20 protein-coding genes are annotated in these 26,517 nt (G+C 59.6%); 6 read left to right on the top strand and 14 right to left on the bottom strand.

Features of this window, described 5'->3' with window-relative positions; genetic code table 11:
* Positions 1-25 precede the first annotated feature (25 nt).
* The 7 genes from OTG14_RS01500 to betI all read right to left on the bottom strand — a co-directional run bounded on the left by OTG14_RS01500 (position 26) and on the right by betI (position 6,752).
* On the bottom strand, positions 26-766 hold the full coding sequence (locus OTG14_RS01500; protein ID WP_024906963.1) for an SDR family oxidoreductase: 741 nt from the start codon (positions 764-766) through the stop codon (positions 26-28).
* Positions 767-1,041: 275 nt separating this feature from the next.
* Positions 1,042-1,689, bottom strand: coding sequence for an anti-sigma factor (locus OTG14_RS01505; RefSeq protein WP_267215183.1), 648 nt, complete (start codon positions 1,687-1,689; stop codon positions 1,042-1,044).
* On the bottom strand, positions 1,686-2,240 hold the full coding sequence (locus OTG14_RS01510; protein ID WP_148768767.1) for an RNA polymerase sigma factor: 555 nt from the start codon (positions 2,238-2,240) through the stop codon (positions 1,686-1,688). Before OTG14_RS01510 ends, OTG14_RS01505 begins: the two co-directional genes overlap by 4 nt.
* Before the next feature lie 43 nt (positions 2,241-2,283).
* Positions 2,284-2,847: a fasciclin domain-containing protein gene (locus tag OTG14_RS01515; RefSeq protein ID WP_024906966.1), complete on the bottom strand. Its 564-nt coding sequence runs from the start codon at positions 2,845-2,847 to the stop codon at positions 2,284-2,286.
* Positions 2,848-3,000: 153 nt separating this feature from the next.
* Positions 3,001-4,665, bottom strand: coding sequence for a choline dehydrogenase (gene betA, locus OTG14_RS01520; protein ID WP_267214477.1), 1,665 nt, complete (start codon positions 4,663-4,665; stop codon positions 3,001-3,003).
* Positions 4,666-4,678: 13 nt separating this feature from the next.
* A complete protein-coding gene (betB, locus tag OTG14_RS01525) occupies positions 4,679-6,151 on the bottom strand; it encodes a betaine-aldehyde dehydrogenase (protein WP_267214478.1) in 1,473 nt (490 codons plus the stop codon).
* A gap of 13 nt (positions 6,152-6,164) precedes the next feature.
* The gene (gene betI, locus OTG14_RS01530) at positions 6,165-6,752 is read right to left on the bottom strand and encodes a transcriptional regulator BetI (RefSeq protein ID WP_024906969.1); all 588 of its coding nucleotides are present in this window, start codon (positions 6,750-6,752) and stop codon (positions 6,165-6,167) included.
* Between the two features lie 128 nt (positions 6,753-6,880).
* On the opposite strand from betI, the gene betT reads away from it, so the two are divergent.
* A complete protein-coding gene (gene betT, locus OTG14_RS01535; protein ID WP_267214479.1) occupies positions 6,881-8,914 on the top strand; it encodes a choline BCCT transporter BetT in 2,034 nt (677 codons plus the stop codon).
* Between the two features lie 46 nt (positions 8,915-8,960).
* Here the strand turns inward: betT and OTG14_RS01540 are convergent, their stop codons facing one another.
* The 3 genes from OTG14_RS01540 to OTG14_RS01550 form a co-directional block, all read right to left on the bottom strand.
* On the bottom strand, positions 8,961-11,066 hold the full coding sequence (locus OTG14_RS01540; RefSeq protein ID WP_267214480.1) for a prolyl oligopeptidase family serine peptidase: 2,106 nt from the start codon (positions 11,064-11,066) through the stop codon (positions 8,961-8,963).
* A gap of 322 nt (positions 11,067-11,388) precedes the next feature.
* On the bottom strand, positions 11,389-12,042 hold the full coding sequence (gene entD, locus OTG14_RS01545; RefSeq protein WP_267214481.1) for an enterobactin synthase subunit EntD: 654 nt from the start codon (positions 12,040-12,042) through the stop codon (positions 11,389-11,391).
* Between the two features lie 190 nt (positions 12,043-12,232).
* Complete coding sequence (locus OTG14_RS01550; RefSeq protein ID WP_267214482.1) at positions 12,233-14,482, bottom strand: TonB-dependent siderophore receptor; 2,250 nt, start codon at positions 14,480-14,482, stop codon at positions 12,233-12,235.
* Between the two features lie 144 nt (positions 14,483-14,626).
* Here OTG14_RS01550 and fes point away from each other — a divergent pair, with 144 nt between their 5' ends.
* Genes fes through entF form a run of 3 tightly spaced genes read left to right on the top strand, consistent with a single transcriptional unit; the run spans position 14,627 to position 19,903 of the window.
* Positions 14,627-15,826: an enterochelin esterase gene (gene fes / locus OTG14_RS01555; protein WP_267214483.1), complete on the top strand. Its 1,200-nt coding sequence runs from the start codon at positions 14,627-14,629 to the stop codon at positions 15,824-15,826.
* Between the two features lie 10 nt (positions 15,827-15,836).
* Positions 15,837-16,049, top strand: coding sequence for an MbtH family protein (locus tag OTG14_RS01560; protein ID WP_267214484.1), 213 nt, complete (start codon positions 15,837-15,839; stop codon positions 16,047-16,049).
* The gene (entF, locus tag OTG14_RS01565; RefSeq protein WP_267214485.1) at positions 16,046-19,903 is read left to right on the top strand and encodes an enterobactin non-ribosomal peptide synthetase EntF; all 3,858 of its coding nucleotides are present in this window, start codon (positions 16,046-16,048) and stop codon (positions 19,901-19,903) included. Before OTG14_RS01560 ends, entF begins: the two co-directional genes overlap by 4 nt.
* Before the next feature lie 94 nt (positions 19,904-19,997).
* On the opposite strand, the gene fepC is transcribed toward entF, so the two are convergent.
* The 3 genes from fepC to fepD are packed head-to-tail and all read right to left on the bottom strand — an operon-like array spanning position 19,998 to position 22,788.
* Positions 19,998-20,798 carry an iron-enterobactin ABC transporter ATP-binding protein gene (gene fepC, locus OTG14_RS01570; protein WP_267214486.1) on the bottom strand — a complete coding sequence of 267 codons (801 nt, stop codon included), beginning with the start codon at positions 20,796-20,798 and terminating at the stop codon, positions 19,998-20,000.
* Entirely contained in the window at positions 20,795-21,784 is a 990-nt protein-coding gene (fepG, locus tag OTG14_RS01575) for an iron-enterobactin ABC transporter permease (RefSeq protein WP_267215184.1), read from the bottom strand. Before fepG ends, fepC begins: the two co-directional genes overlap by 4 nt.
* The gene (gene fepD / locus OTG14_RS01580) at positions 21,784-22,788 is read right to left on the bottom strand and encodes a Fe(3+)-siderophore ABC transporter permease (RefSeq protein WP_267214487.1); all 1,005 of its coding nucleotides are present in this window, start codon (positions 22,786-22,788) and stop codon (positions 21,784-21,786) included. The genes fepG and fepD overlap by 1 nt, the downstream gene beginning before the upstream one ends.
* Before the next feature lie 108 nt (positions 22,789-22,896).
* On the opposite strand from fepD, the gene entS reads away from it, so the two are divergent.
* Positions 22,897-24,144, top strand: a complete 1,248-nt coding sequence (gene entS / locus OTG14_RS01585; RefSeq protein ID WP_267214488.1) for an enterobactin transporter EntS — start codon at positions 22,897-22,899, stop codon at positions 24,142-24,144.
* Between the two features lie 46 nt (positions 24,145-24,190).
* Here entS and fepB read toward each other — a convergent pair whose 3' ends face one another.
* On the bottom strand, positions 24,191-25,150 hold the full coding sequence (gene fepB, locus OTG14_RS01590) for a Fe2+-enterobactin ABC transporter substrate-binding protein (protein WP_267214489.1): 960 nt from the start codon (positions 25,148-25,150) through the stop codon (positions 24,191-24,193).
* A gap of 188 nt (positions 25,151-25,338) precedes the next feature.
* On the opposite strand from fepB, the gene entC reads away from it, so the two are divergent.
* The gene (gene entC / locus OTG14_RS01595; RefSeq protein ID WP_267214490.1) at positions 25,339-26,514 is read left to right on the top strand and encodes an isochorismate synthase EntC; all 1,176 of its coding nucleotides are present in this window, start codon (positions 25,339-25,341) and stop codon (positions 26,512-26,514) included.
* The last annotated feature ends 3 nt before the right edge of the window (positions 26,515-26,517 follow it).

Below are 26,517 nucleotides of genomic sequence, written 5' to 3' on the forward strand. Positions count from 1 at the left end.
CTCATTCAGTATTATTTAACCCAGGCTAAAATTCTTCCTGCGTTGGACGAACAACAATTTCATTAATATCAACGTCGCCAGGCTGTTCTATGGCAAATAAAACCGCGCGGGCAATCGCGTCAGCCGGAATAGCCTGCTTATAAAACTCATGGAGAAATTTTTTGCTCTCTTCGTCAGAGCTACCGAATTGCAGTTCGCTTTCAACGGCGCCGGGTGAAATAAGCGTCGTGCGGAGGGTTTTACCCGCTTCCTGACGTAAGCCTTCACTCAGCGCGCGGACGGCGAATTTCGTGGCGCTGTACACCACGCCGCCAGGCGCCAGCACCTTGATGCCCGCGACGGAGGCAACGTTAATAAAATGCCCGCTGCCCTGACGCTGGAACACCGGGAAAGCGGCAGCGATGCCGTACAGCACCCCTTTCAGATTGGTATCAATCATCTTGTCCCATTCGTCGGTTTTCAGCTCGCTAAGGGGGGCGATAGCCATAAAGCCCGCGTTGTTGATCAGCACATCCACGCGCTGGTAGGCGGCAACGGCAGCGTCAATGGCGCGCTGAACCTCTTCCTGACGGGTGACATCGGCCTTAACGGCAATAGCCTTGCCGCCTTGCTGAATAATCTGATCCACCAGGGCATTAATTCTGTCCAGACGGCGCGCCACCAGCACCAGCGAAAACGCGTTATTCGCTAAATGGAGGGCAATCGCCTGACCAATACCGCTACTGGCACCGGTAATGACAACAACCTTGTTTGCACTATTATTCATGATCTTATCTCGCTATTGAGTGATGCAAAAAATAAAAGGCAGAGAAGCGTTAATGAATAATGACAAATTCATTAACGCGGTTTTTTGATATATTGTGTATCGGGAATAAAATGATGTTCGTTTAAAACTTAATGGAGTGCGGAAGAGTCTGTCAATGTCGTTTTTTAATAATTAAATTAATTGCAGACTTAATATTTAATTCTTATAGGTAACCGAGAATAGTATATAGAATGAAATCGGGTCACGATAGCGGCCCTGCGAACAGGGCCTGAGGATTATAATTTGCCACTGTAAAGCACCGGGCCTGTGGGGAGTCCAGTGGGCGAGCCGCCCTCTGGTTCAAGGCTTATGGCTATCGTGGCGTCAGGAGGGAGCGTTGTGTTCCTGAGAGTGACACGTGTGGGGATGTCGTTATGCAGCAGCCCCATGGATACCGGCGCCTGCCCGCCTGGGATCAGCCAAAGCTGCAGGCTGTGTTGCGCCGCGACGGCCGTTGGTCGAAGAGGGGCAATGCTCAGGTGCTGACGGCTGGCGTCCGCGCTGACGACCCACTGTCCGTGCTGTTGGGTATCGTTGAGTACCATCAGCGGAGCGAGTTCCGGGGTGCGGATGGCATACCAGGCAACGACCGACAGGGCGGTGAGGGAGGCCGCAGCCATCCAGCCGACATAAGGCCGACTTTTGCGTAAAGGCTTTTTGGGCGGCAGATCGAGGGCGATTCTCTTCCACACCGTCTCGGGTGGAGAGACGGGCACAAGATGACTATCCAGCGTGCTGAACATTTCCTGCCAGTACGCCACGCGGGCGGCCAGAGCGGGTTCATGGAGGACCCTTTTCTGGAACTGAAGCCGCGCTCCTCCCCGCAGCGTGCCGAGGGCATACTCTGCTGCCAGCATGTCGTCGCGTTTTTCTGCATCATTCATAGCCCGACACACTCCCGAAGATGGTCCATTGCCCGGCGTATCCAGCTTTTCACCGAGCCCAGAGGCTGTTGGAGCCAGTCGGCAATGTCGCTGTGAGACATTCCCTGATAGTAGGCGAGCGTAATGCTCTGGCGCTGTTCGCTGCTCAAATGTTCGAGACACTGCCTGAGCCGTTCTGCCTGCACATCGTCGTGCCAGTTATTCTGCTCATCGTTCTCGCAAGGCAGAATCGCTTCGTTATACGCCGTCTCGCGGTCGGCAGCGCGGGTTTGCCCGCTGCGCAGCCAGTCAATACAGCGGTTGCGCACAATGTGCGTAAGCCAGGTCATCGGGGAGCTCAGTGCAGCGTTGTAAGTTTCGGCTTTACTCCAGACGGTGATAAAACAGTCGTGAAGGATCTCTTCTGCCCACGCGCGGTCACGCAGCATGCGCAGCGCGACGGCAAACAGGTGTGGCGACGTGAGTCGATAAAGTTGTTCAAATGCACGGCGATCGCCGTTTGCGACCGCCTGCATTAATTTCAGTTGCTGTTCAGCCAGCGCGTTATCCATGTTTTTCCCGGAAGGCAACGTCACACTTCCGAAGTATAGACAACTACTTAGGCATCAGGACGGTATCAATCACATCGATCACGCCGTTTTTTTGATGAACGTCATAGGTGCTAATGTTCGCCACATTGCCTTTACCATCCTTAAGCTGAATATTGTGCGGGCCGTTGCTCATGATCCACAGCGGCTGACCGTTAACGGTTTTCAGCTCCGCGTGGCCGCCGCCCTGTTTAATTTTCTGCTCCAGCGCTTTCATATCGTAATTACCGGCGACCACGTGATAGGTCAGGATGCTGGTGAGCGTGGCTTTGTTTTCGGGTTTGACCAGGTTTTCGACCGTGCCGGCAGGCAATTTCGCAAACGCCGCATTGGTCGGCGCAAACACGGTGAATGGCCCTTTGCTCTGAAGCGTATCCACCAGTCCAGCCGCTTTGACGGCGGCCACCAGCGTGGTGTGATCTTTCGAGTTTATGGCGTTTTCAACAATATTTTTGCTCGGGAACATTTCCGCTCCGCCTACCATCACGGAGCCTGACGTCATGGCGGCTGATGCGCCTGCACAGAAGAGTAAAGCGCTGGTTACGAATGCAACACGGGTTAGCTTTTTCATCATCTTTCCTCGGATTGGGGAGCAAAGGGGTTGCTCACTGACTGATATACGAGGGGCGGGTGGAAACTGGATGCAGGAAAATAAAAATAAATTATTGAAGGGGGGGATCCCCTCTCCCCTATGGGGAGAGGGCCAGGGTGAGGGGAAATATCCTCAGCGACGAACAGGTGCCCCGTTCGCCACATAATACGCGGCCGTGCTCTTCGCCAGCGGCTCGCGTCCGCGAATGACGTCGGCAATCTTTTCGCCGATCATAATGGTGGTGGCGTTCAGGTTGCCGGTGATGATCTGCGGCATAATCGACGCATCCACCACGCGCAGCCCTTCCAGCCCGTGAACGCGGCCTTCGCCGTCGACCACCGCCATCTCGTCGTAACCCATCTTGCAGGTGCCGCACGGGTGGAAGGCGGTTTCGGCGTGGTTGCGCACGAACTCGTCCAACTGCTCGTCGGTCTGGCAGTCAATACCCGGACTGATTTCACGGCCGCGGTACTTGTCCAGCGCGGGCTGGTGCATGATCTCGCGGGTGATGCGGATCGCGTCGCGGAACTCCTGCCAGTCCTGCTCGTGGGACATATAGTTGAACAGGATCGCCGGATGCTGGTGCGGATCGCGCGACTGGATGCGCACGTGTCCACGGCTCGGGGAGCGCATGGAGCCGACGTGGCACTGGAAGCCATGTTCTTTCACCGCGTTCGAGCCGTTGTAGTTAATCGCCACCGGCAGGAAGTGGTACTGAATGTTCGGCCATTCAAACTCTTCACGGCTGCGGATAAACCCGCCCGCTTCGAAGTGGTTGCTCGCGCCCACGCCGGTGCCGCCAAACAGCCACTCGGCGCCAATCTTCGGCTGGTTCCACCACTGCAGGGCAGGGTAGAGGGAGACCGGCTCTTTGCATTCGTACTGGAGGTACATCTCCAGGTGATCCTGCAGGTTTTCGCCCACGCCGGGCAGATCGTGTACCAGCGGGATATCGAACTGTTTCAGCAGGTCAGCGTTGCCCACGCCGGAGCGCTGGAGGATCTGCGGGGAGGCAATCGCCCCGGCGCTCAGCAGCACTTCTTTTTTTGCCGTCGCTTTGGATGGGATGGTGCTTTCACCCTCCAGCCACTCGACGCCCACCGCGCGCTTGCCCTCAAAGAGGATGCGATCGGTCATGGCGTGGGTGCGGATGGTCAGGTTTGGGCGCGGTTTCGCCTGATCCAGATAGCCGCGCGCGGTGCTGGCGCGTCGGCCCTGCGGCGTGACCGTGCGGTCCATCGGGCCGAAGCCTTCCTGCTGATAGCCGTTAAGATCGTCGGTACGCGGATAGCCCGCCTGCACGCCCGCCTCCACCATTGCCTCAAACAGCGGGTTCACACCCGGTTTCGAAGTGGTGACGCTCACCGGACCGTCGCCGCCGTGGTAGTCATTCGGCCCCACGTCGCGCGTCTCCGCCTTGCGGTAGTAGGGCAGGCAGTTGAGGTAGCTCCAGTGCTCCAGACCCGGCTCTTTTGCCCAGTGGTCGAGGTCCATCGCGTTACCGCGGATGTAGCACATGCCATTGATCAGCGACGAGCCGCCCAGCCCTTTGCCGCGTCCGCACTCCATGCGGCGGTTGTTCATGTGCGGCTCTGGTTCGGTTTCGTATGCCCAGTTGTAGCGCTTACCCTGCAGCGGGAACGCCAGCGCGGCGGGCATCTGGGTGCGGAAGTCAAAGCGGTAATCCGGTCCGCCTGCCTCAAGCAGCAGGACGGTGGTGTTCGGATCTTCAGTCAGTCGTGTAGCCAGCACGTTGCCGGCAGAGCCGGCCCCGATAATGATGTAGTCAAATTGCAAATAAACCTCCCGGTTAAAATATGGACTGGAATTTACCCATCTCAACCTGGATGGACTTCACCTGGGTGTAGCTCTGCAGCGTCATCACGCCGTTCTCGCGGCCAATGCCGGAGTGCTTGTAGCCGCCGACCGGCATCTCTGCGGCGGATTCACCCCAGGTGTTGATCCAGCAGATGCCCGCTTCGAGCTGATGAATGGCGCCGTGGGCGCGGTTCAGGTCGGCCGTGACGATGCCTGCCGCCAGCCCGTAGTCGGTGTCGTTGGCGCGGCGAATCGCTTCCTCAATGGACTCATAGGTGAGGATGGACATCACCGGGCCGAAGATCTCTTCTCGCACGATGGTCATCTCGTCGGTGCAGTCGGTGAACACGGTCGGGGCCACCCACGCGCCGTTATCGAAATCTTCGCCCTTCAGCGCGTCGCCACCGCACAGCACGCGCGCGCCTTCCTCTTTGCCTTTGGCGATGTAGCGCATCACGCTGTCGCGGTGCGGGAAGCTGACCATCGGACCAAAGTTGGTAGCTTCATCGAACAGATCGCCCGCGCGGATGCGGCCCACACGCTCGACGATTTTCTGCTCAAACGCGGCTTTGAACTTGGCCGGAACAAACACGCGGGTGCCGTTGGTGCACACCTGGCCGGAGCTGAAGAAGTTGGCCATCATGGCGATGTCCGCCGCGAGATCCAGATCGGCGTCGTCGAAAATAATCAGCGGGGATTTACCGCCCAGCTCCATCGTCACCTCTTTCAGGGACGAGGCCGCCGAGTTGGCCATCACCTTTTTGCCGCTGGCGACGCCGCCGGTAAAGGAGACTTTGGCGATGCCCGGATGCTCGGTCAGGTACTGGCCGGTCTCCGCGCCCACGCCCGGCAGGACGTTAAACACGCCGTCCGGCAGGCCCGCTTCGGTGTAGATCTCGGCAAGCTTCAGAGCGGTAAGCGGCGTCACTTCGCTTGGCTTGAAGATCATCGCGTTCCCCGCCGCCAGCGCCGGGGCCGATTTCCACAGGGCGATCTGGATCGGGTAGTTCCACGCCCCGATACCCGCCACCACGCCCAGCGGCTCGCGGCGGGTGTAGACGAATGAGGTCTCGCGCAATGGGATCTGACTGCCTTCCAGCGCCGGGATCAGTCCCGCGTAGTACTCCAGCACGTCCGCGCCGGTGACGATATCCACGGTTGAGGTTTCGGAATACGCTTTACCGGTGTCGAGGGTTTCCAGCTTTGCCAGGTCGTCGTTGCGTTCGCGCAGGATATCGACGGCGCGACGCAGGATGCGCGAGCGCTCCATGGCGGTCATCGCCGCCCAGACTTTTTGCCCGCGCGTTGCGCTTTCTACGGCGCGATCGACGTCTTCGCGCCCGGCGGCCTGTACGCTCGCCAGGACTTCACCGTTGGCCGGGTTGATGGTCTCGAAGGTGCGACCGCTGGTGGCCGATGTATAACCACCATTGATATAAAGCTGCTGTTCTGCCATTCGGGACATAAATTCTCCTCGGTTATTCGGTCGGTAAATGCTGGCTGATAAAGTGGCTGGTCAGTGACTGGGCCAGGGTCTTATCCAACGGCTTGCCGCTTAGCGCGGCGCGCAGCCACAGCCCGTCGATCAGCGCCGCCAGCCCGTAGCCCGCCTCTTCGGCCTGTTCGCGCGGCAGTTCGCGGCGGAACTCGTACACCAGGTTCGACAGCAGGCGGCGGCTGCTTACCTGCTGCAGGCGGTAGAGCATCGGCTGGTGCATGCTGCTCGCCCAGAAGGCCAGCCAGGCCTTCATTGCCGCGCCGCTGGTCTGGGTTTCATCAAAATTGCCGCCGACAATCGCCTGCAGGCGCTGCTCCGCGCTGGCGTCCGGCAGGGCGCGTAAGCGGCTTAATACCGCGTCGCGCAGCTGGCCGGTGATGTCGCGCATGGTTGCTTCCAGCAGACCGTTTTTGTCTTTGAAATAGTGACTGATGATCCCCGTGGAAACGCCCGCCCGACGGGCGATCTGCGCGATCGTCGCATCATGCATTCCCACTTCATTTATTGCTTCCAGCGTGGCGTCGATAAGCTGCCTGCGCCGGATCGGCTGCATCCCCACTTTGGGCATTTTTGCCACTCCATTCATCAGCGTTGGTTAACCATTAAAGCGGTTTTTGATTGGACGTTCAATATAAAATGTGTCTTAATTGTTGCGGATTTGGATTTTAATAGTTACAAGAAAAGTGGGGATACTGGATGACAGACCTTTCACAGGACAGAGAAAAAGACAAAATCAACCCGGTCGTTTTTTATACGTCTGCCGGGCTGATTTTGTTGTTTTCCCTGACAACGATCTTCTTTCGCGATTTTTCTGCCGAGTGGATTGGGCGCACCCTGAACTGGGTGTCGAAGACCTTCGGCTGGTACTACCTGCTGGCGGCGACGCTCTATATCGTCTTCGTGGTCTGCATTGCCTGCTCGCGCTTCGGTTCGGTGAAGCTCGGGCCAGAGCAGTCAAAGCCCGAGTTCAGCCTGCTGAGCTGGGCCGCAATGCTGTTTGCCGCGGGCATCGGCATCGACCTGATGTTCTTCTCCGTGGCCGAACCGGTCACGCAGTATATGCAGCCGCCGGAAGGGGCAGGGCAGACGTTGGAGGCCGCGCGTCAGGCGATGGTCTGGACGCTGTTCCACTATGGCCTGACCGGCTGGTCAATGTACGCCCTGATGGGCATGGCGCTGGGATACTTTAGCTATCGTTATAATTTGCCCCTCACCATCCGCTCCGCGCTGTACCCGATTTTCGGTAAAAAGATAAACGGCCCGATTGGCCACAGCGTCGACATTGCGGCGGTGATCGGCACCATCTTCGGTATCGCGACGACGCTCGGGATTGGCGTGGTGCAGCTTAACTACGGGCTGAGCGTGCTGTTTGATATTCCGGATTCGATGGCGGCGAAAGCGGCGCTGATTGCGCTCTCCGTCATTATCGCCACCATCTCGGTGACGTCGGGCGTCGATAAGGGCATCCGCGTGCTCTCTGAACTGAACGTGGCGCTGGCGCTGGGCCTGATCCTGTTCGTGCTGTTTATGGGCGATACCTCGTTCCTGCTCAATGCCTTAGTGCTGAACGTGGGCGACTATGTGAACCGCTTTATGGGCATGACGCTGAACAGCTTCGCCTTCGACCGCCCTGTAGAGTGGATGAACAACTGGACGCTGTTCTTCTGGGCGTGGTGGGTCGCGTGGTCGCCGTTCGTTGGCCTGTTCCTGGCGCGTATTTCGCGTGGTCGCACCATCCGCCAGTTTGTGATGGGCACGCTGATCATCCCGTTCACCTTTACGCTGCTGTGGCTGTCGGTGTTCGGCAACAGCGCGCTGCACGAGATTATCCACGGCAATGCTACTTTCGCGCAGGAAGCGATGGCGCACCCGGAGCGAGGCTTCTATAGCCTGCTAGCGCAGTATCCGGCGTTCACCTTTAGCGCCTCCGTGGCGACTATTACCGGCCTGCTGTTTTACGTCACCTCGGCGGATTCCGGCGCGCTGGTGCTGGGTAACTTCACCTCGAAGCTGAAGGACATCAACAGCGATGCCCCGAACTGGCTGCGCATCTTCTGGTCCGTCGCCATCGGCCTGCTGACGCTCGGCATGCTGATGACCAACGGCATCTCGGCGCTGCAGAACACCACGGTGATCATGGGGCTGCCGTTCAGCTTCGTCATCTTCTTTGTCATGGCCGGGCTGTATAAGTCCCTCAAGGTGGAAGATTACCGCCGCGTCAGCGCCAGCCGCGACACCGCACCGCGTCCGATGGGCGCGCAGGACCGGCTGAGCTGGAAGAAACGCCTCTCGCGCCTGATGAACTACCCGGGCACGCGCTACACCAAACAGATGATGGAGACGGTCTGCTTCCCGGCGATGGAAGAGGTGACGCAGGAACTTAAGCTGCGTGGCGCCTACGTGGAGCTGAAAAACCTGCCGCCGGAGGAGGGCGAGACCCTGGGGCACCTGGACCTGCTGGTGCACATGGGCGACGAGCAGAATTTTGTCTACCAGATCTGGCCGCAGCAGTACTCGGTCCCCGGTTTTACCTACCGGGCGCGCAGCGGGAAGTCGACCTACTACCGGCTTGAGACCTTCCTGCTGGAAGGGAGCCAGGGGAACGATTTGATGGACTACAGCAAGGAGCAGGTAATTACGGACATTCTGGATCAGTATGAACGGCACCTGAACTTTATCCATCTGCACAGGGAAGCGCCGGGGAATAGCGTGATGTTCCCGGATGTTTGAACCATTTCGTGTATGAATGACAGGGCACCCGTAACGGGTGCCGCTATCATCTATCCTGAACGTGAAGACCGGTTTTCCAGATAAAGAAGCTTACCGTGTCGACTAATTTTGAATCGGCCTCGGCATAGGTTGCGGCACTGTGTCCTCCCTGACGGTAAGCCAGAACCAGCACGCTGCGCGGCGAGCCTATTTCCTCTAAACGGGCGGCGAATTTTGCTGTTTGCCACGGGGAAACGCGCTGGTCATGCAGGCCTACGGTTAACAGGACGGGAGGATAACGTTTTTCAGGTACCAGATGCCGGTAAGCATCTATTTTCAGTAAGTTTAGCCTGCCAGACGGCGTCAGCGGCGATCCCAGTTCGTCATAGTTCATCACGCCTATCGGAATGTTATCCAGTCGGCTGGTATTGAGCATCCCTGCGTCTATGGCCGCAGCGGCAAACAGTTCCGGGCGACGGGTCATCGCCATACCCACGATAATTCCCCCCGCGCTTTCACCCCCGATTGCCAGTTTTGACGGTGAGGTGTAGCGACTGTCGATAAGATATTCCGCGCAACGGATAAAATCGGTAATGGAATTTTCTTTCTTATCTGCTCTTCCTGCTTCGTGCCATTCAGGGCCCATTTCACCGCCTCCGCGTACATGCGCGATAGCGAGAATACCGCCTTGTTCCAGCCAGAGCAGACGGGTCAGATCGAATGAAGGAAACGTACTCACGCCGTACGCGCCATAAGCCGTCAACCAGGTAGGGACCGAACCATCGCGCGCAATGCCTTTACGGTATATGAGGGTCAGTGGGACGCGAATATTGTCTGCTGTAGTGACCCATTTTTCTTCCGTCACATAGTCTGTCAGGGGCTGGCTTAACGGCGGTATTAACTCTGTTTTCTGGATAATGTTATCCGCAGGTTGATAATGATAAATGACGGGGGGATTAAGCCAGCCCTGACGGGTGAAGAGAATGTCCTGACTATTGCTGCTGGCAAATATCGCACTCACGTCTTCATCTGCAGGGACCGGAATTGCCTGGTGGTGACGGATATCAGCAAACGGAATACGCATGAATTTACTGCTTCCGGCGTTATGATAAGCAACATAAAGTGAATCCCTACTCAGGCTTAATTGTGTTAACTCTCCGTTCGACCAGCTCATCACGGGTTCTTTGGCGGAGGCAGGAGCCGCCAGATTGATGCGTGAAATATCATAGCCTGAGGAGGCGTTATAGCTCGCCAGATAAATCCACTCCCCGAAATAAACAAAGGCAGAAACATTTTTATCGGGATCAACAATCCTGGTCCAGTTGAGCGTGCCGTTGCCATCTGCGTCTTTTTTAGCGGAAAAAAGAGAGCTGCCATAACCGCTAATGGATTTTGACACGTTAACAATCAGGTAGTCAGAATCAGGGGAGGCGTAAAGATTAACGTTTTCGCAGGATTGCTGTGCGAGTTCTGGAATGGTGCGCCAGTCAAACGTCATAATATCGTTGTTGCTTTCTATATGGTGGAGATAGACCTTACCGCAGGTCTGCCGTCCTGAATCCTGAGTTATAGTGTTCAGACTGTAATAAAAGGACTGATTATCTGCGGCCCAGACAACATTGGGGTAGCGAACGGCGGGGATGCGAGTGTCTAATACCACGTTATCAGCCACTCTGATCACCGTGATATCCGTGCTTTCCGTTCCATTTCGTGAGCGCCCAACGGCAACGAAACGACCATCATGTGAAGGAATGAAAAAGTTAATCCCATAACCCACAGGCGGATCGATGAGCACACGTTCAGGCTTTCCCGCTTGTTTTACAAACAGCCGCAGGTAGGGATGTTCGACCGATGAGCGGAGATAAAAACGATTGTATCCCGCATCATAAATGTCTGAAATAGTGGGGGCCGTATTCACTAACTCGCTCAACCTTTTCGCCAGCACGTTTCGCCAGGGAAGGGCGTGGAGCATGTTAACCGTCTGGTTTGAGCGTTGATTTAACCAGCGTGCGGTCTGTTGGGGGTGAGTTTCCATCCAATGATAAGGATCCATGTCATCCTCATAGGGATTTTCGTTAGCATGAACGAAAAAGAGACAGCCAAAAAATGCGAGGATAGTAATAATTATCTGCTTGCTGATAGGTTTTATTCTCGGTATCAGGCAATGTTTCATTTCTGGCTGGGCTCATGTTGTTCTGTTAGTGGCGTTAGTTGAGTACGTTATGTTTCCTTAGTCACATCGAGATAATGTAAAACAGCGAAGGCATAATGTTCCTGAAATTATAAAATTGAAATAATTTATTTTGTATTTATTGATTTTTTATCCTCGTGTTTTTGATCTGGCTCGAGGTTTTATGACTGAATTCTGTTATGAAAAAACTCGCCCGAATACTTTTAAATGCTTCAGGAAGATTTTGGTGGCTATTATAAATGGTAGGAAGTGAGAGTTTCGTTATTTTTAGTCTTTAATTGCTGGAGCAATAAACAGGGCAGCATTATTCCTGAACGACAATCAAGGTATATACCTCTCCATTAACACATTGCCAGGCGAGGCTAAAGCATTTTCCCTGCTGATAACGGCCCGCCGGATGGCTGAGCGTCAACGCGATAGTTTTCTGATTCAACGCCGTGACCCGTGCACAATCGAATCCCATGTAGCGCCTTGCCGTAGGGAACAGGGCTTTAAACAAACTTTCCTTGGCGCTAAATGCCAACGTCAACGCCAGCGCAAAGGGGTAGCCCGAACGCTTCAGGCACATCGCTTCCTGTGCATCAATGATGCCGTCCTGGATTTCGCGGGCTTCACGGTCAGGAAGAATGGCTTCGCAATCAATACCCACCAGCGCATCTGGATGACGGACGGCAAGCGCCATCGCCTGCGTGCCGCAGTGGGTGATGCTCCCTGATACGCCGTCAGCCCAGAGAGGTTCACCGCTGGGGCCGATGCCGGGCACGGTGTGGTCAGGTAAGGCATGGGCTGCGGCGATGCGGCCTGCCAGATGCTCGGCTTTGCGTTTGCGCCCGGCATTTGAAAGCTCGGCGTGGTGGGGGAGCCAAAGGAGATCTGTGTCGGTGAAGGTGGTTGGGTCGAAGGTAACGTGGTGGACGGTGTGGCCGGCGAGAATGAGCGTGCTGTGGGTGGTGTGCATGGTTTTTTCCTTCAGAATTGTGCGGCCTGATGCCCTCACCCCGGCCCTCTCCCACGGGGAGAGGGAGCAAACACTAAAAACGGCAACAGGGTTGCCGTTTTGCTTTCACCTCGCCCTCACCCCGACCCTCTCCCACGAGGAGAGGGAGCAAACACTAAAAACGGCAACGGGGTTGCCGTTTTGCTTTTACCTAGAAACGCGTATTCACGCTCATGTACCAGGTACGACCCGGTTCATTATACGTATACGCACCCGCACCGTACATATACGCACCGGTGGTGGTGTTTCCGGTTGTCTGGGCATTACCCGCGCGCCACTGGCGTTTGTCAAAGACGTTGTCCACGCCGCCGGTCAGGCTGACGTTTTTGGTCATGTCCCACGTCGCGCTCAGGCCAACGATGCTGTACGGACTGACTTCGTCTTTTTCAGACCCGGTCACCGGCTGACCTTTGTAGTTGTACTTCTTCGGCTGCTGCTTGCCGTACCAGGTAAAGGTCGACTGGAGCGACACGTCCTGATGCACCTGCCAGCTCAGGGTTGAGTTCAGCGTGTACTCCGGAATGATCGACAGACGGTCGCCGGTCTCCTTGTTCTTGCTCTGCAGCATGTAGGTGATGTTGTTGGTCCAGTTAATCGTGTCGCTGACCGGCACGTTCAGGGAGCCTTCCAGCCCTTCGACGACTGCTTTAGGTACGTTTTCCCACTGGTAGATGTCGGTCTGCACTTTACCGGAAGAGGTGTGACCAATCGGCGCGTAGCCCGCTTCAATCTTGTCGCGGTAGTCGTTGCGGAACCAGGTGACGCCCGCCAGCCAGCCGTCGCGCTTCCACTCCAGACCAATCTCTTTGTTGATGCTGGTTTCGGCCTTCAGGTCGTCGTTACCCATCATATAGCAGCCCACGCCGTCGGAGCTGGCGTAGCAGCCCTGGCCTTTACTGTAGAGCAGGTAGTTCGGGTTGGTCTGGTACAGGCTCGGTGCCTTGTAGGCGCGCGCGATCCCCATCTTCAGCGTGAAGTTATCCCCCAGACCCTGCGACAGGTTAAGTGACGGGCTCCAGTTGTTGCCGACGATGGTGTGATGGTCGAAGCGCAGGGCAGGGGTCAGCATGGTGCTGTCGGTCAGCTCCATGTTGTTTTCGGCGAACAGCGAGAAGATCTCTGCCGACGTGTACGGGCTGCGGTCGTTGCTCATGCCCGGAATGGTGCCGCCCTGCTGGGTTTGGGTGAAGGAGGTCGAGTCCTTCATGCGCTGCTGGTTCCACTCGGTGCCGAGCGTCAAGTTTTGGTTGACGATGAAATCAATCGGCAGGTTGATTTCACTGTGCAGCATCACGTCGGCCAGATCGGTGTCGGTGAATTTATTACTGTTGAACAGACCTTCCAGACCGCCCGCCAGCCCCTCTCCCAGACGGGAGTTGCGGGTGTGCTCGTACTGCGCCCAGTTGCTGGTGGTAATGCCGTTATCCCAGCCGCCGTTCCAGGTCACCGCGAAGTTCTGGCGATAGATGCGGTTGGTCTCTTTGCCGTAGTTCTTTTTCACCAGACCGCTGGAGCTGTTGTCGTTGTTGGTGTTCTGCGTGTCGCCTGCGTAGAGGTTATTCTGACGGCTGTAGCCCGCCTCAAATTCCAGAGACTGCATCGGCGCAAAGTCCCAGCGCACCACGCCGTTAATGTCTTTGTTTTCTACACCCTCGCGGCCCGCGGGCAGCGTGTCGGCGTAGGCACCGGTTCGGTCAGACTGGTGACCCTGGTTGATGTCCCACGCGTCGGCCTGGGTTTTGTCCAGATTGCCGTACATGCGGAAGCTGAAGTCGCCGCCCAGCGGGCCGCTCAGGCTAAAGTTGGTGCGCTTGGTAGACCCTTCATCCTTGTGCTCAGGCGCATTCAGGTAGGTGTTCCAGGAGCCGTGCCACTGGTCGTCGAATTTTTTAGTGATGATGTTTACCACGCCGCCAGCCGCGCCGTTGCCGTAGCGTGCGGCGGCCGGACCGCGGATCACTTCGATGCGCTCGATCATCTCTGGTGGCACCCAGCCGGTATCGCCGCGGGTGTCGCGCTCGCCGCGCCAGCCCAGACGGATAGAGTTACGGCTGGTCACCGGCTTGCCGTCGATCAGGATCAGGGTGTTTTCTGGCCCCATGCCGCGGATATCAATCTGACGGTTGTTCCCGCGCTGGCCGCTGGTGGAGTTACCGGTCAGGTTAACGCCCGGCATGGTGCGGATGATTTCAGCCACGTCCCGCGCGGGCGGGTTTTTACGGATCTCATCGGCGGTGATGGTCGATACCCCCGGCGCCTGCAGATTCTGCTCGGCGGCGGTGATCACCATCGTGTCTTCGTGCTGCGCAGAGGCGGTGTTGTCGTCTGCCAGAGCGGGCAGCGCGACGCCGTAAATCCCTAAATTGACCAGCAAGGCCAAAGAGTGAATCTTCTTATTCATTGTACGTCCTGCTTTTGTGGTTGTTTTATGAGCGCTTCCCACAGCGCGGGCACTACGCTATTGCAAATGCAAATAGTTATCAATAATATTATCAATAAAATTTGCTCTGAAACAAAAAAGACTGTTAAACATGAGGTTATAAGGGTGACGGCGTTAACAACGGGAAGTGAAGCGTGGTGGCAGTCGAAAAACGGGCCTGAATGGAAGCCGGAAAAGGCAAACTATCGCGTCACGTTCTGGTGGCGTGACCCGGCAGGAACGCAAAGAACGTCACCGATCAAACGCGTCTGGCTCTACGTCACCGGCGTGACCGATCACCACCAAAATGCCCGCCCGCAGTCTCTCGAACGCATGCCCGATACCGACGTCTGGCAGTGGCAGGGCGAGTTCAGCCCCGAGTGGCGCGGAAGCTACTGTTTTATCCCCTCCGTGAATGAAAATGATTTTGCCGACGCGGTATTCGAAGGCGAGCAGCCGGACCGCATGGCGCTGCGCGAAGGCTGGCGCAAACTGCTGCCGCACGCGGTGTCTGATCCGCTGAATCCGCAAAGCTGGCGCGGCGGGCGCGGCCATGCCGTCTCCGCGCTGGAGATGCCGGACGCGCCCGTTCAGCCGGGCTGGAATCATCCCGATACGCCGTATCAGCCGCCAGTCTGCATTGAGTGGGAAAGCGCGCGCCTGAAAAATCGCCGTCGCGTCTGGATTTTCACTACCGGGGGCGACGACCCGGAACGTCCGCTGGCGGTGCTGCTCGACGGGCAGTTCTGGGCCGAAAGTATGCCCGTCTGGCCTGCGCTGGCGTCTCTCACCGCCGAGCGCAAATTACCGCCTGCGGTCTACGTCTTAATTGATGTTATCGATATGGAGCATCGCAACCGCGAGCTGCCGTGCAATCCCGATTTCTGGCTGGCGGTGCAGGAAGAACTTCTCCCCCTTGTCAAAAAACGTGCGCCGTTTAGCGACCGTGCCGACCGTACGGTAGTGGCAGGCCAGAGCTTTGGCGGTCTCGCGTCTCTTTATGCTGGCCACAACTGGCCGCAGCGTTTTGGCTGCGTGCTCAGCCAGTCCGGATCCTTCTGGTGGCCGCACCGCGGTGGGCAGCAGGACGGGCTGTTAATCGAACAACTTAAAGCCGGTGAAATATCCCCTCGCGGGCTACGCATCATTCTTGAAGCCGGGCGCAACGAGCCGCTCATCTTCCGCGCGAATCAGGCGATTTACGCCGAGCTGCACACGCACCAACCGGTTATCTGGCGTCAGGTTGACGGCGGACACGATGCGCTTTGCTGGCGCGGAGGGCTGACGCAGGGGCTGATGACCCTCTGGCAGCCGCTAATTCACTAACGGAGTCTGTATGGAATTCAGCAATCCTTTCGATAATCCGCAGGGACAGTTCGCCATTTTGCAAAACGACCAGGGGCAGTACAGCCTGTGGCCGCAGCAGTGCGAACTGCCGGCGGGGTGGCACGTGGTGTGTGAAGCACAGTCTCAGGAGGCGTGCCAGCAGTGGCTTGCCGGGCACTGGCACACGCTTGAGCCGTCCCATTTTGCGGAGGGAAGCGCATGAACCGTCTTCCTCTCGTCGCCGCCCAGCCGGGTATCTGGATGGCGGAACAGCTGTCCACGCTGCCAAACGCCTGGAGCGTGGCGCACTACACCGAACTGAAAGGCGATATCGACGCGCCGCTGCTGGCAAAAGCGATTGCTGAAGGCATGATGCAGGCCGATACCCTGCGGATGCGTTTTGCCGAGGAGAACGGCGAGGTGTGGCAGTGGGTGGACGAGTCCACGATCCTGCCTGAGCCGTCCATCGTTCGCGTTAACTCTCACGACGCCGCCGTGACGCTGATGGAATCCGATCTTGACCAGAACCTGCGCGTCGACAGCGATCAGCCGCTGGCGTTTCAGCAGCTGATTCAGGTGGGTGAAAGCCACTGGTACTGGTATCAGCGCTATCACCATCTGGTGGTGGATGGCTTCAGTTTCCCGGCCATTACCCGCCAGATCGCCGCGATTTACGCCGCGTGGAAAAAGGGCGAACCTACGCCCGCATCTCCGTTTACGCCGTTTGAAGAGGTGGTGGACGAGTATCAGCGCTATCGCGACAGCGAGGCGTACCAGCGCGACGGTGCCTTCTGGGCAGAGCAGCGCAAGGAGTTGCCTTCTCCGGTCTCGCTCTCCTCCACACCGCTGCCGGGCCGAGCCGCGACAACGGATATCCTGCGCCTGAAAATCGCCGCCGACGGTCGTGCTTTTAGTCAGCTTGCGCAGGCGGCAGAAAAGGTACAGCGCACCGACCTGGCGCTTGCGCTGGTAGCGCTCTGGCTGGGCCGCCTGACCGGACGGCTGGACTACGCCGCCGGGTTTATCTTTATGCGCCGCATGGGCTCCGCGGCGCTCACCGCGACCGGGCCGGTGCTTAACGTCCTGCCGCTGGCGGTCAATATCGATCCGCAGGAGAGCCTGCCCTCGCTGGCGCTGCGCCTGGCGAACCAGCTGAAAAAAATGCGCCGCCACCAGCGCTACGACGCCGAGCAGATCGTGCGCGACAGCGGGAAAGCAGCGGGCGATGAAGCGCTGTTCGGCCCGGTGCTGAACGTGAAAGTGTTCGACTACCAGCTGGATATCGACGGCGTGGAGGCCATCACCCACACGCTGGCGACCGGCCCGGTGAACGATCTGGAGCTGGCGCTGTTCCCGGACGAGCAGGGCGGGTTGAGCATTGAGATCCTCGCCAATAAGCAGCGCTACGACGATGCGACGCTGACGCGTAACGTCGCGCGTCTGAACGCGATGCTGAGGCAGTTTGCGGCTAATCCGGACCTGCGCTGTGGCGAAGTGGAAACCGTTTCAGAGCAGGAGTATCAGCAACTGGCGCGCATCAACGATACCGGACTGGCGCTGCCGTCCACCACGCTCGCGGATCTGGTGGCGGAGCAGGCGAGCAAAACGCCGGACGCCCCTGCGCTGGCGGACGCGCACGTTGAGCTGAACTATCGCCAGATGCGCGAGCAGGTGGTCGCGCTGGCAAACCTGCTGCGCGCGCGCGGCGTGAAGCCGGGCGACAGCGTGGCGGTGGCCCTGCCGCGCTCGGTGTTCCTGACGTTAGCATTGCACGGCATTGTGGAGGCGGGCGCCGCGTGGCTGCCGCTCGACACCGGCTACCCGGACGACCGCCTGCGGATGATGCTTGAGGACGCGAAGCCGTCCCTGCTCATTACTACCGACGAACAGCTTCCGCGCTTTAGCGATCTGTCCGTCGAGACGTTTAGTTACAACACACTGTTACCGGCTGCGGGTGCTGAGCCGCTGCGGCTGGCGACGCCGGAGCAGACGGCGTACATCATCTTTACCTCCGGCTCGACGGGGCGCCCTAAAGGGGTCATGGTCGGCCATACCGCCATCGTTAACCGCCTGAAGTGGATGCAGGATCATTACCCGCTGGACGCGACGGACGTGGTGGCGCAGAAAACGCCGTGCAGCTTTGACGTGTCGGTGTGGGAGTTCTGGTGGCCGTTTATCGCCGGGGCGAAGCTGGTGATGGCCGAGCCGGACGCGCACCGCGATCCCCAGGCGATGCAGAGCTTCTTCACCCGGTACGGCGTGACCACCACCCACTTCGTGCCGTCGATGCTGGCGGCGTTTGTTGCCTCGCTGACGCCGGAAAACGTTGCGTGCTGTAAAACCCTTAAGCAGGTGTTCTGCAGCGGCGAAGCGCTGCCAACCGAACTGTGCCGCGAGTGGGAGCAGTTGACCCATGCGCCGCTTCACAACCTCTATGGCCCGACGGAAGCGGCGGTGGACGTGAGCTGGTATCCGGCGTTTGGTCCCGAGCTGGCGGCGGTGGAGGGCAACAGCGTGCCGATTGGCTTCCCGGTGTGGAACACGGGGCTGCGCATTCTGGACGCGATGATGCGCCCGGTGCCGTTCGGCGTGGCGGGCGATCTCTATCTCACCGGCATTCAGCTGGCGCAGGGGTATCTGGGCCGTCCGGACCTCACCGCCAGCCGCTTTATCGCCGACCCGTTTGCGCCGGGCGAGCGAATGTACCGCACCGGAGACGTTGCCCGCTGGCTGGACAACGGCGCGGTGGAGTATCTGGGCCGCAGCGACGACCAGCTTAAAATTCGCGGCCAGCGCATCGAGCTGGGTGAAATCGACCGGGCGATGCTGTCGCTGCCGGACGTGGCTCAGGCCGTGGCGCACGCCTGCGTGTTCAACCGGGCGGCGGCAACGGGCGGCGATGCCCGGCAGCTGGTGGGGTACGTGGTTTCTGAAACCGGCTTACCGCTGGACCGCGACGCGCTGCTCGAATCGCTCAAGGCACAGCTGCCGCCGCATATGGTGCCGGTGGTGCTGCTGCAAATCAGCGCGCTGCCGCTGAGCGCCAACGGCAAGCTTGACCGCAAGGCGCTGCCGCTGCCGGAGCTGACCGGTAAAACCTCCGGGCGGGCGCCGGAAAGCGAAACCGAAATCGCCGTCGCGCAGGCCTTTGCCGCGCTGCTGGGCTGCGAGGTGAACGACATTGAGGCCGACTTCTTTGCCCTCGGCGGCCACTCGCTGCTGGCGATGCGCCTGGCCGCGCAGCTAAGCCGCGCGTTCGAGCGCAAGGTTACGCCGGGGCAGATTATGGTCGCCTCCACGGTGAGCAAGCTGAGCACGCTGCTGGACTCGCAGATGAGCGACGAGCAGGCGCAGCGTCTGGGGTATGAAACGCTTCTGCCGCTGCGCGAGAGCGGCGGCCCGACGCTATTCTGCTTCCATCCGGCTTCCGGCTTCGCCTGGCAGTTTAGCGTGCTGGCGCGCTACCTCAGCCCGCGCTGGTCAATCGTCGGCGTTCAGTCGCCGCGTCCGGACGGGCCGATGCAGCAGTGTGCGGATCTGGATGGAGTGATTGAGCATCATCTGAATACGCTGCGTATGCAGCAGCCGCAAGGGCCGTATTATCTGTTCGGCTATTCCCTCGGGGGGACGCTGGCACAAGGGATTGCAGCCCGTCTGCGCGAGCAGGGTGAAGAGGTAGCCTTCCTCGGCCTGCTGGATACCTGGCCGCCGGAAACCCAGAACTGGGCGGAGAAAGAGGCCAACGGCCTCGACCCGGAAGTGCTGGCGGAAATCGAGCGCGAGCGTCAGGCGTTTATCGCCGCCCAGCAGGGGCAGGGCTCCAGCGAGCTGTTTAACGCTATCGAAGGCAACTACGCCGACGCGGTGCGGCTGCTCACCACGGCGCACAGCGCGCGGTTTGACGGCAAAGCGACGCTGTTCGTCGCCGAGCGCACCCGAACGATGGATCTGCAGGCCGCCTGGGCGCCGTGGGTGGCGGAACTGGAGGTGTACAGTCAGGACTGCGCCCACGTGGATATCATTTCACCGCAGGCGTTTGAGAAGATAGGGCCGGTTTTGAGGGAGATATTGGGATAACGTCAAAAGCCCCTCACCCCAGCCCTCTCCCCAAAGGGGAGAGGGTGTAATCGTCCCCTCTCCCCTTTGGGGAGAGGGTCAGGGTGAGGGGACATCAGACCGCACGCTTTCCAAGCGGCACCACCAGCGGCGTACCCGCCACCGGATCGTCAATAATCATGCAGCGCATGCCGTAGATCCGCTCGATCAGCTCCGGCGTCACAATCTCTTTCGGCGCGCCCTGCGCCACAATCTCCCCGTCTCGCAAGGCAATCAGATGCGTAGCGTAGCGGCACGCCTGGTTTAAATCGTGCAGCACCGCTGCCAGGGTATACCCCTGCGTGCGGTTCAGCTCGCTCAGCAGCTCCAGAAGGTCAATCTGATGGCTGATATCCAGCCAGGTCGTCGGCTCGTCCAGCAGCATGATAGACGTTTCCTGCGCCAGCACCATCGCGATCCACGCCCGCTGACGCTGGCCGCCGGAAAGGGTGTCCACGCTCTGCTGGGCGAGATCGGTGATGCCCGTCGCCTGCATCGCGCGGCTGACCGCCTCGTCGTCCTCTTTACGCCAGCGGGTAAACAGCGGCTGGTGCGGGTAGCGCCCGCGCGAGACCAGCTCCTGCACCGTGATGTCCCCCGGCGTGGTGGCGTTTTGCGCCAGCAGCCCGATGCGCCTGGCCACTTCTTTGCTGGCGAAACGCTGGATCTGCTCCCCGTCCAGTAAGACACTGCCCTCCACCGGCGTCATCAGGCGGCTCAGCGTGCGCAGCAGGGTCGATTTGCCGCAGCCGTTCGGGCCGATAATCGCCGTGAAGTGGCCGTCCGGAATGGCAACGGATAAGTCACGGGCAACGATTTTTTTGCCGTAGCCGAGGGTGAGATGTTCGCCGCGCAAGCGGGTGATTGAATCTGTCATTTCTTGCGTGACTCCTGAACGAGCAAGACGATAAGGTAAATCCCGCCGAGGCTGACGGTCACCACGCCCACCGGAAGCTGGTAAGGCATAAACAGCCGCTGGGCGCAGAGATCGGCGGCCAGCAGCAGCACAGCGCCGCATAGCGCCGCCTGAGTTAATCCCCAGCGCGCGGTACCGCTAAGTCGCCGCGCGATATGCGGCGCGACGAGGGCAATAAACGAGATCGGCCCGGCGATAGCGGTGGAGGCGGCGGTCAGCAGTACGGCGACCAGCATCAGCATCAGGCGCGAGCGTTCGACGCTCACGCCCAGCGCGCAGGCGCTGTCGTCGCCCATCTCCAGCAGCCGCATGCGTCGCACCAGCAGCAGCGCGCCGATAAACATCAGCACAATCAGCGGCGCGGCGGGCCAGGTTTTGCCCCACGTCAGGCCGTTGAGAGAACCTGCGTACCACAGCCCGGCGGAAAGCGCCGTTTCCAGCGAGGCCTGCAGCAGCAGCCAGGTATTAAAGGCCATCAGCATGGCGCGGATGCCGATTCCGATAATGATCAGCCGGAAGGTATCGATGCCGTTGCGCCAGGCCAGCGCCCAGATCAGTAAGGAGGTCAGAATGCCGCCCGCCATTGCCGTAAAGGTAATGGCCGTCAGGTGCTGACCAAACAGCACCATCGCCACCAGCACGCCGCTCCAGGCCCCGGTATTGAGGCCCATCACGTCCGGGCTGCCGAGCGGGTTGCGCATCAGTGACTGGAATATCGCACCGCTCACGCCGAGCGCCGCGCCGACCAGAATCGCCATCGCCACGCGCGGCAGTCGCCATTCGGTGACAACCAGGGTGATGTTGCGCGGCGCGCTGCCGAGCAGGGCGTTAAGCACCTGGGTGAAATCGAGCGTCACCGCGCCGCTTTGCAGGCTCCAGACCGCCAGCAGCAGAATGGCGATAACCAGCAGCGAGACGCTGGTGAGTAAACGACGGGACGGAGCCATCATGCGCCACCTCCGCGTTTACGGCGTACGAGGAAGATCAGCACCGGCGCGCCGATAAAGGCGCTGACCACCGATACGCGCAGCTCGCCGGGCACCAGCAGGCGGCCCAGCACGTCGGCAAACAGCAGCAGGGCAGGGGTGGCCAGCAGCGTCACCGGCAGCGACCAGCGGTGATCCGCACCTACCAGCCAGCGCGCCATGTGCGGCATCATCAGGCCAATAAAGGCGATCGGGCCGACCACGGCGGTCGCGCTGCCGCACAGCACGGTGATGGCGCACAGACCAATCAACTGCGTACGTGCCACGCGGTTGCCGAGGGCTGTCGCGGTGTCGCTGCCGAGGCTCAGGCTGTTGAGCGGCCGGCTTAAAAACAGCGCCACGGCAGCGGCAATCATCACCGGGATCGCCACCACTTTCAGGGTTTCAAGAGTGCGGATATCCAGCGAACCGGCCTGCCAGAAGCGTAGCTGGTCGTAAACGTCCGGGTTGAGCAGGGCGATGCCGTTGGATAAGCCTTCCAGCACCGCCGCGAGCGCCACGCCCGCCAGCGTCAGGCGCACCGGGCTCAGCTGGCCGCCGCCCTGGCTGCCGGTAAACGCGACCACCAGCGAGGCGGCCAGCGCGCCGCAGAAGGCCATCACCAGCTGTTCAGAGGGCGACGTCAACCCGAACAGCGCCGCGCCCAGCACGATGGCAAAGCTGGCACCGGAGTTCACGCCGAGAATGCCGGGGTCGGCCAGCGGGTTACGGGTGAGGGTTTGCATCAGGGCACCGGCAAGGCCGAGCGCGCCACCGGCCAGCAGTCCGGCAAGGGTGCGGGGCAGGCGGGCGTCGAGCACAATGACGCAGTCGGCGCTCTGGCAGGTACCGGAGAGCGCATCAACGATAACGGACGCGGGCAGAGGCTTCGCGCCAACCAGCAGGCTGAGTGCAATCGCCAGGCTCAATAGCAGCAATAAAACGGGCACGGCAACGGCGCGCACCGAAGAAGAGGAAAACGACATAGCAACATCCATGATTTGATAATGATAGTGATTATCGTTATCTATCTTATTTGGCTATGTTAGCATGTGCGCCCATGGAATGGGTAGAATTACACTCAAGGCTTTGTCATGAATCAAAAACCCTGGCTGCTCAACCTCAGCCTGCTCAAAACGCACCCGGCGTATCGCGCCGTTTTTATCGCTCGTTTTATCTCCATTTTATCCCTCGGCCTGCTCGGCGTGGCCGTGCCGGTACAGATCCAGACTATGACCCACTCCAGCTGGCTGGTGGGGTTATCGGTGACGTTAACCGGCGGAGCGATGTTTATCGGCCTGATGGTCGGCGGCGTAATGGCGGACCGCTACGAGCGCAAGAAGCTGATCCTGCTGGCGCGCGGCACCTGCGGCGTGGGCTTTATCGGGCTGTGCCTGAACGCGATGCTGCCGGAGCCGTCGCTGATCGCCATTTATGCCCTCGGGCTGTGGGACGGTTTCTTTGCCTCCTTAGGCGTGACGGCGCTGCTGGCGGCGACGCCCGCGCTGGTCGGGCGCGATAACCTGATGCAGGCGGGGGCGATCACCATGCTCACCGTGCGCCTCGGCTCGGTGATTTCGCCGATGGTGGGCGGCCTGCTGCTGGCAACCGGCAACGTGGCGTGGAACTACGGGCTGGCGGCGGCGGGGACCTTCATCACCACGCTGACGCTGCTGCGCCTGCCGCTGCTGCCGCCTCCGCCGCAGCCGCGCGAGCATCCGCTGAAATCACTGATGGCCGCTATTCGTTTCCTGTTCAGCAACCCGCTGATTGGCGGCATTGCGCTGCTCGGCGGCCTGCTGACCATGGCGAGCGCCGTGCGCGTGCTCTACCCGGCACTGGCGGGAGAGTGGCAGATGAGCGCCTCGGAAATTGGCATTCTCTACGCCGCCATTCCGCTCGGCGCGGCGTGCGGGGCGCTGACCAGCGGCAACCTGGCGCAGAGTGCGCGTCCGGGGCTGATTATGCTGCTTGCCACGCTGGCCTCGTTTATCGCCATCGGCTTCTTTAGCCTGATGCCGGTGTGGGCGCTGGGCGTGTTGTGTCTGGTGATTTTCGGCTGGCTGAGCGCCATCAGCTCGCTGTTGCAGTACACCCTGATCCAGACCCAGACGCCGGAAGGGATGCTCGGGCGCATCAACGGTCTGTGGACGGCGCAGAACGTCACGGGCGATGCCATCGGCGCGGCGATCCTCGGCGGGCTGGGGGCGATAATGACCCCGGTGGCGTCGGCGAGCAGCAGCGGGTTTGCGTTAGCGATAGTTGGTGGAATTTTGTTAGTGGCGTTGGTGGAATTGCGGCGGTTCAGGCAGGAGAGTGTGTTGAACGACGGTGCGGCCTGATGCCCTCATCCCGGCCCTCTCCCACAGGGAGAGGGAGGGAAAATGCCTACTTAAACAACGCATTCAATCTGTCTAATACTAACATCGCGCTGTAATAATCCAGGCGGAACGTCTCCGTTCCCAGCGCCCAGACGCGCTTGTTCTTCACCGACGGCAGATGCGCGAGCAGCGGGTTGCCGTAAATCGCCTTCACGTCTTTCTCGTCACCGGCAAACACAAACAGCCCTTCGCCGTTCAGTCCCGTCGCCAGGTTTTCGCCGCCTAGCTGGATAATGTCGTGGCGCTTGCCCTGGCTAGTTGAGGTCTGCAATCCGGCAGGCAGCTCCGCCAGCGCAAAGCCCAGCTGGTGCAGCAGCTTGCCCTGCGCGGATTCCGCGGTCCACAGGTTGGCGCTGTGCGCGGCGGCGGTGTAGACGATGGCGTTCACCGGCTGCGGCGGCAGCTTCATCTGCTGTTTCACCTGCGCGAGCTGTTTATCAAACGCGGCAATGCGCTCAGCGGCCTGCTTTTCCTGTCCGGTGATGGTGCCCAACTGAGTTAGCAGCGCCTGCCAGCTCTTGTCGTCGTAGTTGATGATAAGCGTCGGGGCGATGGCGGAGAGCTGATCGTACAGCGCCAGTGCGGAATCCCCGCCGGTGGCGCTGATCAAAATCAGATCCGGCATTTGCGCGGCGACCGCTTCAGCGCTCGGCTCGCCAATGTACAGTCGCGCAACCTTCCGCTGCTTCGCGATATCACCCCACTGGCGCAGGAAGCCCTGCCCATCCGCCACGCGGTTATTCGGCGTGGTCGCGCCGCTGGCGACGACCGGTGCGTCAATCGCCAGCAGGGAGCCGGTTAAGGTCACGCTGGTGGAGACAATGCGCGTCGGTTTGCTCTCAAGCGTGTGAACGCCGCGGCTGTCGGTTACCTGACGCGGCCAGTCGGCGGCAGCGGCTGAGGCAAGTCCGAAAACAATAAGTCCAGGTAAAAGCAGGGTAATACGAAATACGGCGGGGAATTTCACAGCGCGACATCCTGTTTTTGTTGAAGATAATGCTTCTCATTTTCATGGTTGCCGCGAAGGGATGCAAGCTTTTGTCGCACAAGTTATTTGCCCGACGGTTGACAGCGAAGCGATGTGGGATTAGGTTAGCCGACGAAAATATAAATGATAATCATTATTGCTTCTTTTATCATTTTGAGGAGGATGATATGGATACGTCCCTGGCTGAGGAAGTTCAGCACACCGCAAACACGCTCGAATCAGACCGCTTTTTCTTTATGTCGCCTTACCGCAGCTTTACCACGTCCGGCTGCTTTGCCCGCTTCAGTGAACCCGCCGTTGGCGGCGACGATCAGGCAGGCCGTTTCCAGCAGAAATTAGCCCAGGCTTTCCAGAACGCGAAGGCCAGCGGCATCGCCCATCCGGTGATGGTAGGGGCTATCCCGTTCGATACCCGCAAGCCATCCTCTCTGTTTATTCCACAGCGCTGGCAGACCTTTTCCCGTCCGGCGCGTCAGCAGTCCGCACGCTATTTTTCCGGCTCGCAGGCGCTGAAGGTGGAACAACGCACCGAGATCCCGCCGCAGCCCGTGTTCGAAGAGATGGTTGCCCGCGCCGCGTCGCTCACTGCCACGCCGCAGGTGAACAAGGTGGTGCTGTCGCGCCTGATTGATATCACGACCGATAAGCACATTGATAGTGGCGCGCTGATGGAGCGCCTGATCGCCCAGAACCCGGCGAGCTTTAACTTCCACGTGCCGCTGGAAGACGGCGGCGTACTGCTCGGCGCCAGCCCGGAGCTGCTGCTGCGCAAAGAGGGTGGGCACTTTAGCTCGCTGCCGCTGGCAGGCTCCGCGCGTCGTCAGCCGGACGACGTGCTTGATCGTGAAGCAGGCAACAAGCTGCTGGCCTCCGAAAAGGACCGTCACGAGCACGACCTGGTGACCCAGGCGATGAAAGCCATTCTGGCACCGCGCAGCCACCATCTCAGCATGCCGGATTCGCCTCAGTTGATTACCACGCCGACGCTGTGGCATCTGGCAACGCCGGTAGAAGGCGAGGCGCGTAAAAATGAAAACGCCCTGACCCTGGCCTGTCTGCTGCACCCGACGCCGGCGCTGAGCGGTTTCCCGCATCAGGTGGCGAAAGACCTGATCGCCGAGCTGGAGCCGTTCGACCGCGAGCTGTTCGGCGGCATCGTCGGCTGGTGCGACAGCGAAGGCAACGGCGAGTGGGTGGTGACCATCCGCTGCGCGCGTCTTCGCGAAAATACCGTTCGCCTGTTTGCCGGTGCGGGCATTGTGCCTGCCTCCTCCCCGGTGGGCGAGTGGCGCGAGACGGGCGTGAAGCTCTCCACCATGCTCAACGTGTTTGGTTTGCACTAAGGA

This window comes from Enterobacter pseudoroggenkampii (genome assembly GCF_026420145.1).
Taxonomy (GTDB): domain Bacteria; phylum Pseudomonadota; class Gammaproteobacteria; order Enterobacterales; family Enterobacteriaceae; genus Enterobacter; species Enterobacter pseudoroggenkampii.

What these genes read in the sequence shown, in the direction of transcription:
- OTG14_RS01500 (WP_024906963.1), bottom strand. Translation starts at nt 766, where the DNA reads ATGAATAATAGTGCAAACAAGGTTGTTGTCATTACCGGTGCCAGTAGC.
- OTG14_RS01505 (WP_267215183.1), bottom strand. Translation starts at nt 1,689, where the DNA reads ATGAATGATGCAGAAAAACGCGACGACATGCTGGCAGCAGAGTATGCC.
- OTG14_RS01510 (WP_148768767.1), bottom strand. Translation starts at nt 2,240, where the DNA reads ATGGATAACGCGCTGGCTGAACAGCAACTGAAATTAATGCAGGCGGTC.
- OTG14_RS01515 (WP_024906966.1), bottom strand. Translation starts at nt 2,847, where the DNA reads ATGAAAAAGCTAACCCGTGTTGCATTCGTAACCAGCGCTTTACTCTTC.
- betB (WP_267214478.1), bottom strand. Translation starts at nt 6,151, where the DNA reads ATGTCCCGAATGGCAGAACAGCAGCTTTATATCAATGGTGGTTATACA.
- betI (WP_024906969.1), bottom strand. Translation starts at nt 6,752, where the DNA reads ATGCCCAAAGTGGGGATGCAGCCGATCCGGCGCAGGCAGCTTATCGAC.
- betT (WP_267214479.1), top strand. Translation starts at nt 6,881, where the DNA reads ATGACAGACCTTTCACAGGACAGAGAAAAAGACAAAATCAACCCGGTC.
- OTG14_RS01540 (WP_267214480.1), bottom strand. Translation starts at nt 11,066, where the DNA reads ATGAAACATTGCCTGATACCGAGAATAAAACCTATCAGCAAGCAGATA.
- entD (WP_267214481.1), bottom strand. Translation starts at nt 12,042, where the DNA reads ATGCACACCACCCACAGCACGCTCATTCTCGCCGGCCACACCGTCCAC.
- OTG14_RS01550 (WP_267214482.1), bottom strand. Translation starts at nt 14,482, where the DNA reads ATGAATAAGAAGATTCACTCTTTGGCCTTGCTGGTCAATTTAGGGATT.
- OTG14_RS01560 (WP_267214484.1), top strand. Translation starts at nt 15,837, where the DNA reads ATGGAATTCAGCAATCCTTTCGATAATCCGCAGGGACAGTTCGCCATT.
- entF (WP_267214485.1), top strand. Translation starts at nt 16,046, where the DNA reads ATGAACCGTCTTCCTCTCGTCGCCGCCCAGCCGGGTATCTGGATGGCG.
- fepC (WP_267214486.1), bottom strand. Translation starts at nt 20,798, where the DNA reads ATGACAGATTCAATCACCCGCTTGCGCGGCGAACATCTCACCCTCGGC.
- fepG (WP_267215184.1), bottom strand. Translation starts at nt 21,784, where the DNA reads ATGGCTCCGTCCCGTCGTTTACTCACCAGCGTCTCGCTGCTGGTTATC.
- fepD (WP_267214487.1), bottom strand. Translation starts at nt 22,788, where the DNA reads ATGTCGTTTTCCTCTTCTTCGGTGCGCGCCGTTGCCGTGCCCGTTTTA.
- entS (WP_267214488.1), top strand. Translation starts at nt 22,897, where the DNA reads ATGAATCAAAAACCCTGGCTGCTCAACCTCAGCCTGCTCAAAACGCAC.
- entC (WP_267214490.1), top strand. Translation starts at nt 25,339, where the DNA reads ATGGATACGTCCCTGGCTGAGGAAGTTCAGCACACCGCAAACACGCTC.